The organism is Aeromonas enteropelogenes, from assembly GCF_020097295.1.
In the GTDB taxonomy this organism is placed as follows: domain Bacteria; phylum Pseudomonadota; class Gammaproteobacteria; order Enterobacterales; family Aeromonadaceae; genus Aeromonas; species Aeromonas enteropelogenes.
The window spans coordinates 172225-189355 of sequence record NZ_CP083625.1 but is presented as its reverse complement, the minus strand read 5'-3'; the positions used below and the strand labels follow the sequence as shown (position 1 = coordinate 189355).

12 protein-coding genes and 1 tRNA gene are annotated in these 17131 nt (G+C 56.7%); 7 read left to right on the top strand and 6 right to left on the bottom strand.

What is annotated here, in order from left to right:
* Positions 1–172 precede the first annotated feature (172 nt).
* The 3 genes from LA321_RS00830 to LA321_RS00820 all read left to right on the top strand — a co-directional run bounded on the left by LA321_RS00830 (position 173) and on the right by LA321_RS00820 (position 6914).
* Entirely contained in the window at positions 173–1222 is a 1050-nt protein-coding gene (locus tag LA321_RS00830) for an efflux RND transporter periplasmic adaptor subunit (RefSeq protein ID WP_042073041.1), read from the top strand.
* Positions 1222–4338 (top strand): efflux RND transporter permease subunit, encoded by a 3117-nt coding sequence (locus LA321_RS00825; protein ID WP_042073040.1) that lies wholly within the window; start codon positions 1222–1224, stop codon positions 4336–4338. Before LA321_RS00830 ends, LA321_RS00825 begins: the two co-directional genes overlap by 1 nt.
* Positions 4339–4490: 152 nt before the next feature.
* Positions 4491–6914: a YgiQ family radical SAM protein gene (locus tag LA321_RS00820; protein WP_042073036.1), complete on the top strand. Its 2424-nt coding sequence runs from the start codon at positions 4491–4493 to the stop codon at positions 6912–6914.
* Between the two features lie 79 nt (positions 6915–6993).
* Here LA321_RS00820 and LA321_RS00815 read toward each other — a convergent pair whose 3' ends face one another.
* The 3 genes from LA321_RS00815 to LA321_RS00805 all read right to left on the bottom strand — a co-directional run bounded on the left by LA321_RS00815 (position 6994) and on the right by LA321_RS00805 (position 10687).
* Complete coding sequence (locus tag LA321_RS00815) at positions 6994–8649, bottom strand: ATP-binding protein (protein WP_082043461.1); 1656 nt, start codon at positions 8647–8649, stop codon at positions 6994–6996.
* The gene (locus LA321_RS00810; protein WP_042073034.1) at positions 8646–9734 is read right to left on the bottom strand and encodes a DUF4297 domain-containing protein; all 1089 of its coding nucleotides are present in this window, start codon (positions 9732–9734) and stop codon (positions 8646–8648) included. Before LA321_RS00810 ends, LA321_RS00815 begins: the two co-directional genes overlap by 4 nt.
* A 626-nt stretch (positions 9735–10360) precedes the next feature.
* The gene (locus LA321_RS00805) at positions 10361–10687 is read right to left on the bottom strand and encodes a hypothetical protein (RefSeq protein ID WP_156141175.1); all 327 of its coding nucleotides are present in this window, start codon (positions 10685–10687) and stop codon (positions 10361–10363) included.
* Positions 10688–11228: 541 nt separating this feature from the next.
* Between LA321_RS00805 and LA321_RS00800 the strand changes: the two genes are divergently transcribed.
* From LA321_RS00800 to LA321_RS00790, 3 genes are all read left to right on the top strand, one after another.
* The gene (locus LA321_RS00800; RefSeq protein ID WP_042073033.1) at positions 11229–11450 is read left to right on the top strand and encodes a hypothetical protein; all 222 of its coding nucleotides are present in this window, start codon (positions 11229–11231) and stop codon (positions 11448–11450) included.
* 157 nt (positions 11451–11607) lie between these two features.
* Positions 11608–12516 carry a Gfo/Idh/MocA family protein gene (locus LA321_RS00795; RefSeq protein ID WP_042073031.1) on the top strand — a complete coding sequence of 303 codons (909 nt, stop codon included), beginning with the start codon at positions 11608–11610 and terminating at the stop codon, positions 12514–12516.
* 114 nt (positions 12517–12630) lie between these two features.
* Positions 12631–13365 carry a dienelactone hydrolase family protein gene (locus LA321_RS00790; protein ID WP_042073030.1) on the top strand — a complete coding sequence of 245 codons (735 nt, stop codon included), beginning with the start codon at positions 12631–12633 and terminating at the stop codon, positions 13363–13365.
* Between the two features lie 81 nt (positions 13366–13446).
* Here LA321_RS00790 and LA321_RS00785 read toward each other — a convergent pair whose 3' ends face one another.
* The 3 genes from LA321_RS00785 to LA321_RS00775 form a co-directional block, all read right to left on the bottom strand.
* Positions 13447–13794: a TusE/DsrC/DsvC family sulfur relay protein gene (locus tag LA321_RS00785; protein WP_042073028.1), complete on the bottom strand. Its 348-nt coding sequence runs from the start codon at positions 13792–13794 to the stop codon at positions 13447–13449.
* Between the two features lie 21 nt (positions 13795–13815).
* Positions 13816–15984 carry a YccS family putative transporter gene (gene yccS / locus LA321_RS00780; protein WP_042073027.1) on the bottom strand — a complete coding sequence of 723 codons (2169 nt, stop codon included), beginning with the start codon at positions 15982–15984 and terminating at the stop codon, positions 13816–13818.
* Positions 15985–16164: 180 nt separating this feature from the next.
* On the bottom strand, positions 16165–16821 hold the full coding sequence (locus LA321_RS00775; RefSeq protein WP_026457102.1) for a Bax inhibitor-1/YccA family protein: 657 nt from the start codon (positions 16819–16821) through the stop codon (positions 16165–16167).
* Between the two features lie 184 nt (positions 16822–17005).
* Here LA321_RS00775 and LA321_RS00770 point away from each other — a divergent pair.
* Positions 17006–17093 (top strand) — tRNA-Ser (locus tag LA321_RS00770).
* Positions 17094–17131 lie beyond the last annotated feature (38 nt).

Below are 17131 nucleotides of genomic sequence, written 5' to 3'. Positions count from 1 at the left end.
AGCCTCCATTTTATGCCAATCTGTTGAGGAATTAATCATTTAATCACCAACACGATGAGCTTCCTCCCTTTTTGTTACGTTTTGTCACATTTGCTCATAGTCACGGCATAGTCAGGGGCTAAAATGGCCCCTATCCGGAATCTCTTTCCTTCAATTCTCCATGGATCGTTCGATGAAAATGCGTATCTGGCTCAGCCTGGGACTTCTTTGTGTCGTGGTGGCCGCCGTCTGGGCGTATCGCCACAGTGAGCCTGCCGCCAAGGCACCCGCCAGACAAATCAATATCCGTACCCAGACCGTGACCCAGAGTCTGGCGGAGCCGACCCTCAAGCTGGTGGGCAAGCTCACCGCCAACCGCTCCGTCATCATCAGCCCGGAGGTCACGGGTCGCATCGTCAACATAGCGGTGCAATCAGGCCAGACGGTGGCCAGGGGCGAGACTCTGATCGCGCTGGACTCGGGCAAGCAGCAGGCGGAACTGGCTGAGCAGAGCGCGAGCCTGCGCGACGAGACCCGCAAACTGAATGAGATGCGCAAGCTGGTGGCCCGCGGCGCCGTGACCCAGTCCGAGCTGGAGGGGCAGCAGGCCGCGGTCGATCAGGCGAAGGCGCGGCTCGATGCCGCCCGTTACGAGCTATCCCTTCGTACCCTGCAGGCCCCGTTTGCGGGCCGGGTGAGTCTTATCGATCTCAGCGAAGGGGCCCTGGTCAACAGCGGCGACAACCTGCTTCATCTGGATGAAGTGGATAAGCTGCGCCTCGATCTGGCGGTGCCGGAGCGCTACCTCTCCCTGCTGCACCCCGGCATGGCGGTGACCGCCACCAGCAGCGCCTGGCCGGATCAGCACTTTGCCGGCACCCTCACCACCCTGGACAGCCGGGTTTCCAACGACAGCCAGAACATCAAGGCGCGGGTGATGATCCCCAACGCCAATGGCCAGCTGCGTCCCGGCATGCTGCTCAATGTGGTGCTGGCCCTGCCGGCCCGCCAGCTGACCCTGATCCCCGCCCAGTCGGTGGAGTACGTGGGGGAGCAGCGCTTCGTCTATCGTCTCGAGGCCGATGGTCGGGTCAAGCGGATACCCGTGGTGCTGGGTGAAACCGAAGGGGAGACCGTCTGGGTCACCGAGGGGCTCAAGATCGGCGATCGCATCGTGGTCGAAGGGTTGGTCAACCTGCGCGATGGGGTGCTGGTGCACGATCTGGCGGAGGTCAATGGCTGATGTGGCTCTCGGATATTTCGGTCCGCCGCCCGCTGGTGGCGGTCGTGCTCAGCGCTTTGCTCACCGTGTTCGGCCTGGTGGCATTTTCCAAATTGACGGTACGGGAGATGCCGGACGTGCAGACACCGTCCGTCTCCATCACCACCACCTATGAGGGGGCGGCCCCCTCGGTGATGGAGAGTCAGGTCACCAAGCCCATCGAGGATCAGCTATCCGGCATCAGCGGCATCAAGAACATCAACTCGGTGACCCGCAAGGGGCGCTCTATGATCACCGTCGAGTTCAAACTCGGCTGGAACATGGTGGAGGGGATCTCGGACGTGCGCGACGCCCTCTCCCGCGCCCGTCCCCGGCTGCCCGATGAGGTAGACGAGCCCCTGGTGACCAAGGATAGCGGCAACGGCGACGTGGCGGTCTGGCTCAACTTCAGCAGCAGCCAGATGGACCGCACCGCCATGACCGACTACGCCAACCGGATCCTGGTCGACCCCTTGAGCCTGGTGGACGGGGTGAGCGAGGTGATGCTCTCCGGCGATCTCACCCAGGTGATGTATGTGCGGCTGCGCCCCGCCGACATGGCGGCCCGCGGCATCACGGTGGCGGACGTGGAGGATGCCCTCAAGCGGGAGAATATCGAGCTGCCGGGCGGGGAAATTCGCAACAACAGCATGACCATGTCGGTGCAGATCGCCCGTCTCTACCACAGCGCCGAGGATTTCCAGAACCTGCAGATCACCACCGCCAGCAACGGCCAGAGCATCTATCTGGCGGATATCGCCGATGTCGAGGTGGGGGCCAAGAACGAAGACAGCGCCTACCAGCGCAATGGCCGCGAGAGTCTGGGGATCGGCATCGTCGCCCAATCCACCGCCAACCCGCTGGCGGTGGCGCAAGGCATAGAAAAAAAGCTCGGCGAAATGCAGCGCTTTTTGCCTGAGGGAGCCGTGCTTGAGGTGGACTATGACTCCACCATCTTCATCAAGCAGGCCATTGACGAGGTGTACGAGACCCTGGCCATCTGCGCCGTGCTGGTGGTGGCTGTGCTCTATCTCTTCCTTGGCCAGGGGCGCACCACCCTCATTCCGGCGGTGACGGTACCCGTGTCGCTCATCTCGGCCTTTATCGGCGCCTGGTATTTCGGTTTTTCCATCAACCTCATCACTCTGCTGGCGCTCATTCTCGCCATCGGTCTGGTGGTGGATGACGCCATCGTGGTGGTGGAGAACATCCACCACCATCTGCAGCGCGGGGAATCTCCCTTGCTGGCCGCCTGGCACGGCACCCGGGAGGTAGGCTTTGCGGTCATCGCCACCACCGCCGTGCTGGTGATGGTGTTCGTGCCCATCGCCTTTATGGATGGCATGGTGGGCAGGCTCTTTACCGAGTTTGCCATCCTGCTCTCCTTGGCCGTGCTCTGCTCCTCCCTGGTGGCGCTTACCCTGACTCCGGCCATGGGCTCCTGGTTGATGCGCCCGCTGGACAGACCCAACGCCCTGACCGCGGCCCTCGATCGCGGCCTTGGCTGGGTGGAGGGGCACTATCGCACCCTGCTTGGCGCCGTGCTGCACCGCTCCCGCTGGACGCCGCTGGTGTTGCTGCTCTGCCTGGGCGGCATCGGCGCCCTGTTCCAGCAACTGCCCACCAGTCTGACCCCGACCGAGGACAGGGGCGTGGTCTATGTGTTCGTCAAGGGGGCGGAGGGCACCAGTATCGAGCGGATGAAGCGCAACATGCAGCAGGTGGAGGCGGCCATCATGCCCATGCTGGGCAAGGGGCTGGTGCAGGCCATGAGCTTCAGCACCCCGGCCTTTGGTCGCGGCGGCGATCAGACCGGCATGGTGATCATCCAGCTCGCCGACTGGGCCGAGCGCGACGTCACCGCCACCGAGTTCTCCCGCTCCCTGGGGGGCAAGCTGGCGGGCATTCCCGACGTGATGATCCGCACCTTCCAGCCGGGTTTTCGCGGCGGCTCCACCGCGCCGGTGCAATTTGTGCTGCAGGGCAATGACTATGACGAGCTCTACCAGCAGGGGCTGGCGCTGCAACAGACCGCCCAGGGCAGCGGCCTGATGCTGACGCCGGATCTCGACTACGCCGAGAAAACCCCGGAGCTTCGGGTGACCATAGATCGCGACAGCGCCAGCCAGCTTGGCATTCCGGTCTCCACCGTGGCGAGCACCTTGCAGGCCTTGCTGGGCGGGGTGAGCAAGACCACCTATGTGGACCGGGGCGAGGAGTATGACGTCTACCTGCGCGGCAACCAGCAGGAGTTCAACGGCGTCTCGGATCTTGGCCGCATCTATCTCAAGGCCGCGAACGGCGAGATGGTGAGCCTCTCGACCCTGGCCACCGTCAAGCAGGTGGCCACCGCCAACCGCCTCAACCACTACCAGCGACAAAAGGCGATCACCCTGACTGCGGACGTGCACCCGGATCACACCCTGGGGGAGGCTCTCGACTTTCTCGATGGCTGGGCCAACACCCACCTGCCCACCGGCATGACGGTGGATTACGCCGGCGACTCCAAGGATTATCGCGACAATCAGGGGGAGATGGCGCTGGTGTTCGGCCTCGCCCTGCTGGTGGTCTATCTGGTGCTGGTGGCCCAGTTCGAGAGCACCCTGACCCCGGCGGTGGTGATGATGACGGTGCCGCTCGGCATCTTCGGCGGGTTGCTGGGGCTCTGGCTGACGGGGCAGGAGATGAGCATCTACAGCCAGATCGGCATGATCATGCTGATCGGCATGGTGACCAAGAACGGCATCCTCATCGTCGAGTTCATCAACCAGCTGCGCCAGCGCGGCGAGTCGTTCGAGCAGGCGATCATCGCAGGCTCGGTGCGCCGCCTGCGCCCCATCCTGATGACCTCGCTCACCGCCATTATCGGCGCCGTGCCCCTGATGCTCTCCATGGGGGCGGGCTACGAGAGCCGGATGGCGGTGGGGACCGTGGTCTTCTTCGGCCTCTCCCTGGCGACCCTGGTCACCCTGCTGGTGGTGCCCGCCATTTATCATCTGATCGCCCGCCACGCCGGCATGACGGGGGCGCGGGATCGCCAGGTGGACGAGGCGCTGACTGCCAAGGGGGCAGGGGATCAGCAAACTCCGGCTGCATAAGTTGCCAGCCTCCATCATCACAAGGGCGCCTGCGGGCGCCCTTTTTCATCGTGAAGCCCCTTATCCCGCGCGACTTATGGGGGCAAAAAGCCATCGCTCCCCTTGGCAGCAATCGGTATAATGCGCGACCCGAATTGTTCCAGGTGGTCAAAATGCAGCCGGTACCCAACCTTTTCTCCTATCCCCGCTACTGGGCAGAGTGCTACGGCACGGCGCCCTTCCTGCCCATGTCCCGCAAAGAGATGGACAAGCTCGGTTGGGACAGCTGCGACGTCATCCTGGTAACCGGCGATGCCTACGTGGATCACCCGAGTTTCGGCATGGCGGTCATTGGTCGCATGCTTGAATCCCAGGGCTTTCGGGTCGGCATCATCGCCCAGCCGGACTGGTCATCCAAGGATGACTTTATGCGCCTGGGCAAGCCGAACCTCTTCTTCGGGGTAACGGCGGGCAACATGGACTCCATGATCAACCGCTACACCTCCGATAAAAAGCTGCGCCACGACGACGCCTACACCCCGGGGGATGTGGGCGGCAAGCGCCCCGATCGCGCCACTCTGGTCTATACCCAGCGCTGCAAGGAGGCCTTCAAGGAGGTCCCGGTGGTCATCGGCGGCATCGAAGCGTCCCTGCGTCGCATCGCCCACTACGACTACTGGTCCGAGACCATCCGCCGCTCCATCCTGCTCGATGCCAAGGCAGACATCCTGATTTACGGCAACGCCGAGCGCCCCCTGGTGGAAGTGGCCCACCGCATCGCAGGCGGCGAGACCATCGACACCATGCAGGATATTCGCGGCACCGCCGTCATTCGCCGCGAACCTCTGCCGGGCTGGCGCGGGGTGGATTCCAGCAAGCTCGACCAGATTGGCCGCATCGACCCCATCCCCAATCCCTATATGGAAGGGGCTCCCTGCAGCGACGACGAGGGCACAGCGCCAAGTGAACAGGAGGCCAAGCCCATCCTGGTGCAGCCCCCCAAGCAAAAGCCGTGGGAGAAGACCTACGTCAAGCTGCCGGCGTTCGAGCGGGTGAAAGAGGACAAGGTGCTCTACGCCCACGCCTCGCGCATTCTGCACCACGAGACCAACCCCGGCTGCGCCCGTGCGCTCTCCCAGGCCCATGGCGATCGCATCGTCTGGGTCAACCCGCCCGCTTTCCCGCTCGAAACCGACGAGATGGACGGCGTGTTCGGCCTGCCCTACCAGCGGGTGCCGCACCCGGCCTATGGCAACGCGAAGATCCCGGCCTTCGACATGATCAAGACCTCGGTCAATATCATGCGCGGCTGCTTCGGCGGTTGCTCCTTCTGCTCCATCACCGAGCACGAGGGGCGCATCATCCAGAGCCGCTCGGAAGAGTCGATCCTGAAAGAAATCGAAGATATCCGCGACAAGGTGCCGGGCTTTACCGGCGTCATCTCGGATCTCGGCGGCCCCACCGCCAACATGTACAAACTGCGTTGCAAGAGCCCCAAGGCCGAGCAGACCTGCCGTCGCGCCTCCTGTGTCTGGCCCACCATCTGCCCGCACATGGACACCGACCACAGCCCGACCATCAACCTCTATCGCAAGGCGCGTGACCTCAAGGGCATCAAGAAGATCCTGATCGCCTCCGGGGTGCGCTACGACATAGCGGTAGAAGACCCCCGCTATATCAAGGAGCTGGCCAAGTACCACGTCGGCGGCTACCTCAAGATCGCGCCGGAACACACCGAGGAGGGGCCCCTCTCCAAGATGATGAAGCCGGGCATGGGCAGCTACTACCAGTTCAAGGAGCTGTTCGACAAGTATTCCAAAGAGGCGGGCAAGCAGCAGTACCTGATCCCCTACTTTATCTCGGCCCACCCGGGCACCACGGATGAAGACATGATCAATCTGGCGCTCTGGGTAAAAGAGAACCGCTTCAAGCTCGATCAGGTGCAAAACTTCTACCCGTCGCCGCTGGCCAACGCCACCACCATGTATTACACGGAGAAAAACCCGTTAAACAAGGTGAGCCGCGAGGGGGGCGATGTGTTCGTCGCCAAGGGCGAGCGTCGTCGTCGCCTGCACAAGGCGCTGCTGCGCTACCACGACCCCGCTGGCTGGCCGATGATCCGCGAAGCCCTGCTCGCCATGGGCAAGGGCCACCTGATTGGCAACGGCCCCGGCTGTCTGGTGCCGCCGGAAGGCCGTGGCGAAGCCAAGGCCGAGCGCAGCCGCAGCAAGGGCCTCAAGCCTGCCCTGACCCGCCACAGTGCCATCACCCATCAGCGCAGCAACGGGGTGGTCAACAAGGGGGCCCGCAGCGAGGCTGGTGCAGCCAATGCCCCAGCGGCTAGCAGAAATGGCGGCAAGGCCGGCAATGGCAAACCGGTGGGCTCTCAGCTCCAGAAAGGGGCTGGCAACGGCAAGCCCACCGCACAGGGTACTGGGCAGGGTGCAAGTCAGGGTAAACCGGCAGGGCAGGGGAAACCCGCTCACAAAGGCAAGGCGCCGACCCGCGCCGGCTCTGCCAAGCCGGGCGCCAAATCCGCTACTCAGGGAGGCAAGCCCGCCGCTAAAGGCAATGGCGCCAAGCGACCGGCTCGGTGATATACCTGATTGGAAAGTGATAGACATAAAAAGGCGACCGGATGGTCGCCTTTTTATTTTATGAGCTTTATACGAAACATTATGATGATAATGATGCTTTTTTATATAAAGGCATAATCTCTTTGTAAGCTTCATTATATAGCTCTTCTTTTAGTAAGCTATATTTTGTAGTCATTGTCAGTGTTTTAAATTCATCAGTTTTTCTCTCAAAAGAAACTGAGCCTATAATTAATTGGTTGTTAGTTGATAGGCCACCAATACATAAATTGAATAATTTTTCAGTTGTATGTGGATCAGGATCCTGTTGTTTCGGGGAGTCGATTACAACTGGAAGCATTGGGTTAGTGGACTTATCTTCAATCGTTTTAAGAAGAGCATAATGATAAGCTAGTATTGCCCTTGGCGCTCGGCTACCTGTTTCGCTTTTTGATATCGGGCCAAATTTAAGAATTGGCCCAACTGTGGGATCTTTGATACCTAACTCTGTTTGGGCGAAAATTAATGACTCTTTGAATTTATCATTTATTTCACGACTTCTTTTTATATTATTAAACTCGACTAGCTTCTCTGACAGAGTATTTCTAGATAGATCTAATATTCCAATTTTATTTAGCAATTCATTGATCTGTTCATCGAAAGTTGATTCAACCTGTTTACTTGCTTGCGACTTTATAAAATCTTGGAGTGTCAACTGTTCCTTTACTTCTTGGAGCATTTCTTTAAGATCAGAGCTTAATCGTTGAGAGTTTTTTAAATTTTCTTTAACTTTATCAATCTGTGCATCATAGGATGATTTCTGGTCATACAGTTTAGGTATGATTTGAAATAAACTCTCTCTGTTTTTGAGTACAGCATATTTAGCTTCTAAACTTGCAGATGGAGATAAATTATCTATGTCGCATTCATCAAGTTGTGTTTTTGATAAGTCTATCTCGGATACTAATTCATCTCGTTGAGATAATAATTTTATGAGCTTGACTCTATATTCTGTTTCTTCTCGGTGTAAATGTTGGCACTTACTGAGAAATCGCTCCAATAATTCTTCGTAATAATCAATGTCTATATCAAATAGTACTCTGCCGAATGATTCTTCAAAGCGTTTTTTAGCTGCAACCAGCGCCTTCAATGTGGCTCGTATTTCATTAAGGTTGATATCAATTAAGCTAATTTCACCTTGAAGTTTATAATATTCCTTTGGCTTGACACCTGCATGAAAGTTAAGAATATTACTCTGCCAATCTTTGTACATCTTTAAGCTGCCAAACGAATTTAATACAGTACCCCATCCGTCATCTTGGTCAATATAAAATGGAAGGTAGAGGCCTGCAGGATGCGCTTGTTCTTGAACCAATGACTTCTTTAAAATCAGCTCTAAATTAAAGTCAAAAATATCTCGTACGGTCAATGCGATCTCTGTACGAGAGTTAGATGTAACCAAGAGACGTTCATTTCCATCAGTAATATCAAAGATCGAAATACGCTTTTCGTGACGAACAAATGCATAGTCTCGCTTATTGACGCAAATGACAACTTTTGAAACAAAGCTATCCTGCTTCCATTTTTTATCTAAGCGAATATCAGCTCCCAATGTATAATATAAGCTTTTTATAAAACTGGATTTTCCAGTATCATTCGCTCCTGTGATAATGTTTATATCTGGCGAAAACTCAAAAGTGAATCCTCTTTTATCTCTGAGAGACAATATATGAGCGCTTTTAAAGTATATATGTCTCATTTATCATCCCCTTTCAGTAACATTTGAATTATTGAATAAATAATGATGCACTCTTTTTTGCATGCCGTTAATGCCAGCGTGTAGTCAGGGCAACATGCATCAATCTTATCCATTGTTGCAATAACATACTCGTTTAGGTTTAAATGAATTTTTTGTTCATCGTAAAGTTCAATTGCAACTTTTTGATAAATACGCGAAGGGTTTTTAATTTCTTGATTTATCTCTATACAGACTTGTAGAAAAGTTGCTTGTAATGTAATAAGCTGTAGAGCAGTCTTACCTAGGTCATGAAATACTGGTTCCGCCATTTCCCAAGTAGGTAAATCTTTATTGCTAGTATTCAACGAATCTAAAACGTTATTTAAGTCTTGGGATGAGAAGCCTTTCTTTGCTATTAGATCTGAGAAGTTTATTATATCCGCGGATTTGATTTTAGATTTACTTCTGCATTCTTGATCAAGCAATGATGCTAGTACATTAACATTTAATGTAGAACTATCACCATACTTTTTGCTTATGAAATTACATAGTTTTCCTTTAAGGTGAGTAATGTGATCCTCTAGGCTTAATGATGATTGGATAAATCTCATTACTGAAAGATCGATGCATGAGTCATCTAACTTAGCTTGGTCTTTTATTGCTTGTTTGAATTTCTCTTGGTGTTCCTTTTTGACTTCGTGAGCCCCGAAGAAAGATTTTCCTCCGTTACAGTCACATAATTTTAAAGCAGCATTAGTGACAAACAAAAGTTGAGGCGAATATTCAATGAAGTCTTTATAATGAATAAATAATTTTCCAATTATTGATATTGGTTTTTTACTTGTACTCTTGCTCAGTGAGGATGCAGTCCAATGACTTTCATTTGTTTTTACTTGTGCAAAAGTTAGGTCTTTGGGAGAGATTGTATTATCAAGAATAAGAATATCATCATGATACTCGAAAATAAAAACGTAACTTTTCCCGTTTAGTTCATACTCCAGCATCTCAGACAAAGCCCAGCAGGATTGATAATCAAAACCACGCTGAGCAATTTCGCCACCTCTTTCAGATTGTGGGATATGAACTAAGGCTTCAGCTAAACCCATAGATTTCCTTATTCATTATTAATTTGACATTCTCATCTTGGATTAAAGGCACAAAGAAGAATCAAGACACTCATCTTTCTTAACAAGGCGTAGTGCAGCCAAATCCCACGCTACCGCCTGTGGATTACAGCTTCCAATATGCTCTCTTGACCCGCGCTGGCAGCAACCCATCACAGCTCAACAGGTTCTGGATGGCCATGGTAAGCCAAACGAAACTGTCGAGGCGAGCCTTAAAGTGATGTAAATATCAGAAACAACTCATTTTTTGATCGCCATCAAACTCTTCTTGCTCTGCGATCTTGCCGCTAACCGGACAGTGAGCGGGCGCTGGCAGCTGGCCATCAGGCGGCTGTGGCTTGGCGCTGGATACCCTCAGATTGTAATGCATAAGCGATCAGCTGTTGCGTAGGTGGAATAATCAAGGTGCGGTGTGGGTACGCTAACAGAGGTGTGGAGGGGAGAGTTGTTCCTCCAAGCAGGAGCAAATCAGGGATTACCTTTTTAACAGTAATTTCTGACTAAAGCTCATTTCTTTCAAGGAGTTTTAGCCGTATGAGCTATGGCTATTTTTAATTTTAAACATGGATAGTATGAATCCAGCTTTGTTTATTTCTGTTGAAGGTAGTTTATTTACAGACGATTTCTCGGCTTAATACATTGTAGGGAATACTTATGTCTACGCCTTTGTAATATGCAGGAGAGGTGTATGTATCAATCTTGTTATCATCGATGTATTTAAATCCAGTGCTCCCGCATAATGATGCTGCTTTTTCATCGACTTTATCTATCATCGACTTTGCAGAGGCAAAGATATTACCTGATGTTTCTACTTGATAATGGCCAGGGCTAAGTTCTATAGAGCGAGCCGGAAACATTTGGGCACAGCCAAAGGTAAATATTGCCGGTAGTAAAAACAAGTGTTTGATCGTAATTAATTTAGCTACAGAATTCATATTAACTTTTCCTCTTTGGTTTATTAATAATTTCAGGAAAGGCTGGGCTACAGCATTTTGGATTGTTCTCTAGAACTGCTGGTTTGCCTTGTCGCGTTATCTATCAGAACAACAAAATCTGGGATATTAACCTTTTGAGCGAGGATTAACGCTACTAAATCTCACGCTACCGCCCGTGGATTACAGCTTCCAATATGCTCAATTAACCAGCAGGGTAGCTACCCATTACCGATTAATAGGCACCATATGGGAATGTTAAGCCAAACGAGGCTGCTGATGCGAGCACAAATTTGACATAACTATCAGAAAGGCCTCGTTTTTTGAGCTCTGTCATCAAAGCGCTCGGGGGCAGGCGATAAAGGCAGCAAGGCGGGGGCGGTTTTGCTATCTTGGCGGCCGATTAACAGGGGGGAGGCCTGATGGCGTCCCCGAGCGCATCGCAGCCATTTTTCCGGCATAGCGCCGGCAAAAGACGGCACATAACCTACATATAACCGACATAGAGTCGATACGGCACCGGCACCGGCACAGGAGTAGTGAGATGGCAGTAAAAAGCAAATCCAGAAGCGAGAAGATCGGTAGCGGGCTTGGGCTGGTGTTCGGGATTATCGGCTTCAATATGCTGGTGCCCGTGCTGTTCGGGCCGCAGGCCGGGTTTGAGCTGGTTCCGATGATCCTGGCCATGGTCAGTGCCGTGGTTGGCTCCGAACTGGGGGCCATGATCGGCAAGCGGATCGATGCCGGCAAGCAGGCGAAGCCATAAGCCATCACCACAGAGCAAATAATCAGGGCGACAGAAGTCGCCCTGATTATTTATGGTTATCGCGCTACCCGCGCCTTGGGTACAGGCGCTGGCTTATACCCTCAGTGGCAAGGGCGTGCTACCTTGCCCACCACAGTGTTGATGACAAGGAGTTGCAATGCGCATTGCCCTGATTGGTCTTGGCGATATCGCCCAGAAAGCCTATCTGCCGCTGCTCGCGAGCGATGAGCGGATCACCCCGCTGCTCTGCACCCGCAATCCGGTGGTATTGGAGAAGCTGGCCCGCCAGTACCGGGTCGCCGAGTGCTTTACCGAGGTGGCGGCCCTGCTGGCCAGTCGCCCCGATGCGGTGATGATTCATGCCGCCACTGCCGTGCATAGCGAGATTGCCCAGCAATGCCTGCGCGCCGGCATCCCCACCTTTGTCGACAAACCCTTGTGCGACAACCTGGCTGACGCCGAGGGGCTAGCCAATCTGGCCATCGCGCAAAACTGTGCGTTGTTTACCGGTTTTAACCGCCGCTATCTGCCGGCCATGGCCGAAGCACGAGCCCAGCCGCTCACCGAACTCAACTGGCAGAAACACAGATTTGCTCTGCCCGGGCGAGCACGGGATTTTCTGTTCGACGACTTTATCCATGTGCTCGACGGCCTCTGCTTCTATGGCGGCGTGCCGGACGGGGAGCTACATGCCGTGCTAAGGCGCAGCCCAACCGATGCCAGCCAGCTGGCCGGGGTGAGCGTGGCCTGGCAGAGCAGGGATCGCGCCATCAGCGGCAGCATGAACCGCAGCGCCGGCATCACCGAGGAGCGTATCGACGCTTACGGCGACAACTTGTCGCTTCATCTGGAAAACTGCACCCGCGGCATCGTCGCCCGCGACCAGACGGCGCAGGCGCTGGTGCCAAACGACTGGCAGCCGGTGCTGGCCCAGCGGGGCTTTGCCGCCATGCTGGAACACTGGTATCAGCAGATTGATAAAGGCCGTGCCGATGACGAGCTGATCGCCTCCTACCTGCAGGGCCACCGGCTGGCGGAGCAGCTGGTCGCCCTGGCGGGGGAGTAACCATCCCTCAATCCGGTGCAAAAGACGGTGTCGTTCATACTTGGGCTGCCTGCGGGCAGCTTTTTTATTGGGCGCCCGGCGGCCTATCACCACGCAATGGAAGGGAGAAAAGGGATGAAAGGGATCTGTGCACTGATGGCGGCGCTGCTGGCCGCCCCGATCTGGGCCGCCAGTCTGACCTATCAGGTTGCCGGCAGCGACTATGAAGGTTACCTGACCGGGGGGCGCGACGGGGGGCCGATTATTTTGCTGATCCACGACTGGGACGGGCTCACCGATTACGAGATAAAGCGCAGCGAGATGCTGGGCAAGCTCGGCTACAACGTCTTCGCAGTCGATCTGTTTGGCAAGGGCGTCAGGCCCGCAACGATCGAGGGGCGCCGTGAGGCAACCGGGGCCCTCTATCAGGATCGCGCCCGCATGCGCCAGCTGCTGGACGGCGGACTCGCGGCGGCCAGGCAGGCGCTGGGGAAGGGGCCCGTGGTGGTGCTGGGTTACTGCTTTGGCGGTGCCGCGGCCCTTGAGATGGCGCGAAGCGGCAGCCCGCTGGCCGGGGTGGTAAGCGTGCATGGCGGTCTGGCCATGCCGCCGGATCAGGATTACGGCAAGACCCGGGCCGCGTTGCTTATCCAGCATGGCTCGGCGGACGCGTCCGTCTCGCTGCAGGAGTTTGCGGCCCTGGCCGAGCAGCTGGAAAAGGCGGGCGTGCGCCACGAGATGACCACTTACAGCGGGGCGCCCCACGCTTTTAGCGTGTTTGGGGGAGAGCGCTATCACCAGGAGGCGGATGCCAAATCCTGGCAGCGGCTGGTCGGCTGGCTGGCAGAGGTGACGGGGCGCGCCGGCTGAGATGAAAACAGGCGGCAGGGTTGCCCCTGCCGCCTGTCGCTATTCCCCGGGCCGCCGTCGTGGGGCCTGCACATCAGGGGATCAGATGCATTTTACCGGCTTGGGCAGGCCGCCAATCTTGGTTGCCTGCTTGGCGGGCCCTTCCGGGAACAGTTTGTAGAGGTAGCGGCTGTTGCCCTTCTCGGGGCCGTATTGTTTCTCCATCGCCTTGACCAGCGCGCGGATGGCCGGGGAGGTGTTGAACTCCAGATAGAAGGCGCGCACGAAGCGCACGACTTCCCAGTGCGGCTCCTCCAGCACGATCCCCTCCTGCTGCGCCAACACCAGCGCCAGCTCCTCGCTCCAGTCGTTGCTGTTGAGCAGGTAGCCCTTGGCATCGGTCTCGATGAGTTGGCCGTTGAATTTCAGCTGATGTTTGTCGGCAGACATGGGGGCTCCTCGCTAATGGGGCTATCGGGATTGGGCGGGCATGGTAGCGCCTTGATCCCCGGTGAGCAACCGGCTCTCGTTGGCAAGGTTAAGCAGCTGATCCGCCAGCTCGCTGATGAGGTTGAGCTGCTGGGTCAGCATCAGCTGCTCCTCGCTGTACTCCTGCGCTTCATCCGGGGTGATCAGCAGGCGCTGGCCGCCAAGGGAGCTGGAGGGGGTGCCCGCCAGATGACCTGCCGCCTGTTCCAGGGTGTGGCAGATGTGGTGGCGCATCTCGTCGAGCCCGCTGATGGCCTCCAGCTTGTCGCGATGGGCCCCGAGCGCCGAGATGTAGGAGAGCAGGGCATGGTTGCGCCAGGTGAGGGTAAAGCAGAGATCGAGGAAGCGGCGGCGCTTTTGCGGCTCCACCAGCATGCTCTGCCAGGCGGTGGCCAGCTCGCTGTCCGCGAGATGGGCGCTCTTGCGCGCCACCCGGTAGTCGATGGATTCATCTCGTTGCGGCTTGAGGCTGGCCAGCACCGCCGAGAGGTAGCGGGCGTTGGCCGACAGTGAGTTGGCAATAAGCGTCGGCAGGCGCTTGTATTGCCAGTCCGGCCAGAGCCAGGCCACCAGGGCGTAGGCGATAAGGCAGCCGAGCAGGGTATCGAGCAGGCGCGGCCCCAGGATGGCAAAGCCGATGCCGTCCAGCAGGTTGAACGCCATCAGGACGTAGAGGGTGATAAAGCAGACGGCGGCGCTGTAGTTGTTGCGCACCTGGGTGAAGAACAGAAAAGCCGCAAGCCCCATCACCACCAGCTGAACGTGCAGCTCGGGGAAGAGCCAGAGCACCGGGATCCCCACCAGAATGCCGGCGAAGGTGCCGAGCATCCGCTGCACCAGCCGGCGGCGGGTGGCGCTGTAGCTCGGCTGGCAGACAAACAGCACGGTGAGCAAAATCCAGTAGCCCTTGTCCATGTCAAAGGCCTGCAGTATGCCGTAGCCGATCACCAGCCCCAGCGAGAGGCGCAGGGCGTGGCGAAACACCATGGAGTGCAGGGTGAGGTGCTGTTTGAGCTGGGCCAGAAATGGCAGGCGGGGCGGGCTTGCCAGCGGCGGCAGGCTCTGGGGGGCCTGATCCGGGTTTTGCAGCCCCTCGGCGCTGCCCAGCAGCTGGTTGATGCTGGCCAGGTTGCGGCGCAGGAACTTCATCGGCGTCAGCAGGGTTTTCGGGTAGTGCTGCTTGAGATGGGTGAACTCCAGCTGATCGCCAAGGGCCTCCAGGGTCCAGTGGATGCGCTTGTTATGGGCATAGGGCTTGTGCACCAGGATGGCGTAGCCGAGCCGCTGGCACGCCTCCGAGAGTTGCAAAAAGACCTCCTGAAAACCGTCCAGCACTATGCCCTGCTTGAGCTCGGCTTCCAGACGGCTGTAGGGGTAGTGGCTGGAGGTAGCCCGCTCGTGAATTTCCAGCGCCAGCAGGTAGAGGCGCAGCAGGCTGGCGAGCTCGGGGCTTGCCGGATGGCGCGGGGAAAGACGCGCATTGAGGGCCGACTTGGTGAGGTTGAGCGCGCTCACCAGGTTGATGTTGAGCTGGGCCAGATTGTGGCGAATGGCTTGGGCGCCGTGCTCGTCCGCCGGGAAGAAGCGGGATTTTTCCAGCAAGTAGCGGCCAAGGGCGAAGTAACTTTGGGCCAGCTGCTCGTGCAGCGTCTTGTAGGGCAGCAGCCAGAGCCAGAGCAGCGACACCAGCCCGTACCAGAGGGCGCCGGCGCCGAGCGCCAGTGGCTGGTAGAAGAGGCTCGGCGCATGGGCGGCCCCCAGCATGGTGTAGATGGCAATCAGCAGGGTGCCGAAGCTGATGGTGGCGTAGCGGGCGCCGAGCGCCCCCACCATCACGAAGATAAAGGTGGAGCTCGCCAGCCCGATGGCAAACAGCCAGGGCGTGGGGTAGAGATACTGCACACACAAAGAGGCAAACAGGAAGCAGAGCAGGGTCATCCCCAAATTCTTCACCCGGCCCCACAGGCTGTCGTCGGTTTCGGCGATGGCTCCCGCCACTACCCCGAGGGAGAGCAGCACGGTGAGCTGGATGTCGCCGGTCGCCAGGGTGAAGGCGAGCAGGCCGAGGATGGCCAGCAACACCTTGAGGGCGAAGTAGATATGGCTGTCGGTCAACAGGCGGCGCAGCAGGCCGGAAAAGTCCATCGGCATGGAAGTGAGAACAACCCTTTAACGAAACGAGTGCGGGATGGTAACCCGCCAGGATCGGCATGGCCCTGATTTGGATCAGGGCCACTTGGCTTCATCTCCTTGATCTGCAACTTATCCTGACAGAATCGTGGACCAATAAAAACCCCGCCGCAGCGGGGTCTTGTTCATCATCGGCATCTATCAGTTGCGGTTGCCGCCGAGCAGGCTCAGCAGGCTCAGGAAGATGTTGTAGATGGAGACATACAGGGTCACGGTGGCGGAGATGTAGTTGGTCTCACCGCCGCGTACGATCTGCTGGGTGGTCAGCAGGATGGCGCCGGAGGAGAACAGCATGAACATGGCGGACAGCGCCAGGCTCAGGGCGCTCATCTGCAGGAAGATGTTGGCGACCATGGCCACCAGCAGTACCCAGAAACCGACGAACAGCATGCCGCCGATAAAGGAGAGATCACGCTTGGTGGTCAGGGCATAGGCAGAGAGGCCAAAGAAGGTCAGCGCGGTACCGCCCAGCGCGGTCATCACGATTTCGCCGCCGCCGTTGTTCATGTACATGTTGATGATGGGGCCCAGGCTATAGCCCAGCAGACCGGTCAGGGCGAAGGTGAACACCAGACCCATGCCGTTGTTGCGGTTCTTCTCGGTCAGGAACATCAGACCGTAAACGCCGATGAGGAAGATGGCCCAGTGCAGGGGCGGCATGTTCATCACGGTTGCGACCCCCGCCACCACGGCAGAGAAGCCCAGAGTCAGGGAAAGCAGCATATAGGTGTTACGCAGTACCTTGTTGGTATCGCGTACGGCACTTTGGGTGCCTGTGTAGATAGAACGGGTATCCATCTTGGTGTCCTCTTGATTTCCGGGTGAAGCGGCAAATTCCGCTTCGTTCATCGCATTGTATGCACTGAAGGTTGGGATGACGAGTGCTGATTTCAAGCGACACCCCAGCTCATTGCCTCCTACTATCCCAAAACAAATATGTATTGCATATGAACAAGGGCTTGACGTAGTATGCACGCCGTTCGGAGGGGTGGCAGAGCGGCTGAATGCACCGGTCTTGAAAACCGGCGATGGGCGACCATCCGTGGGTTCAAATCCCACCTCCTCCGCCATATTGATGAAAAAGCCCGGTCGATGATTCGACCGGGCT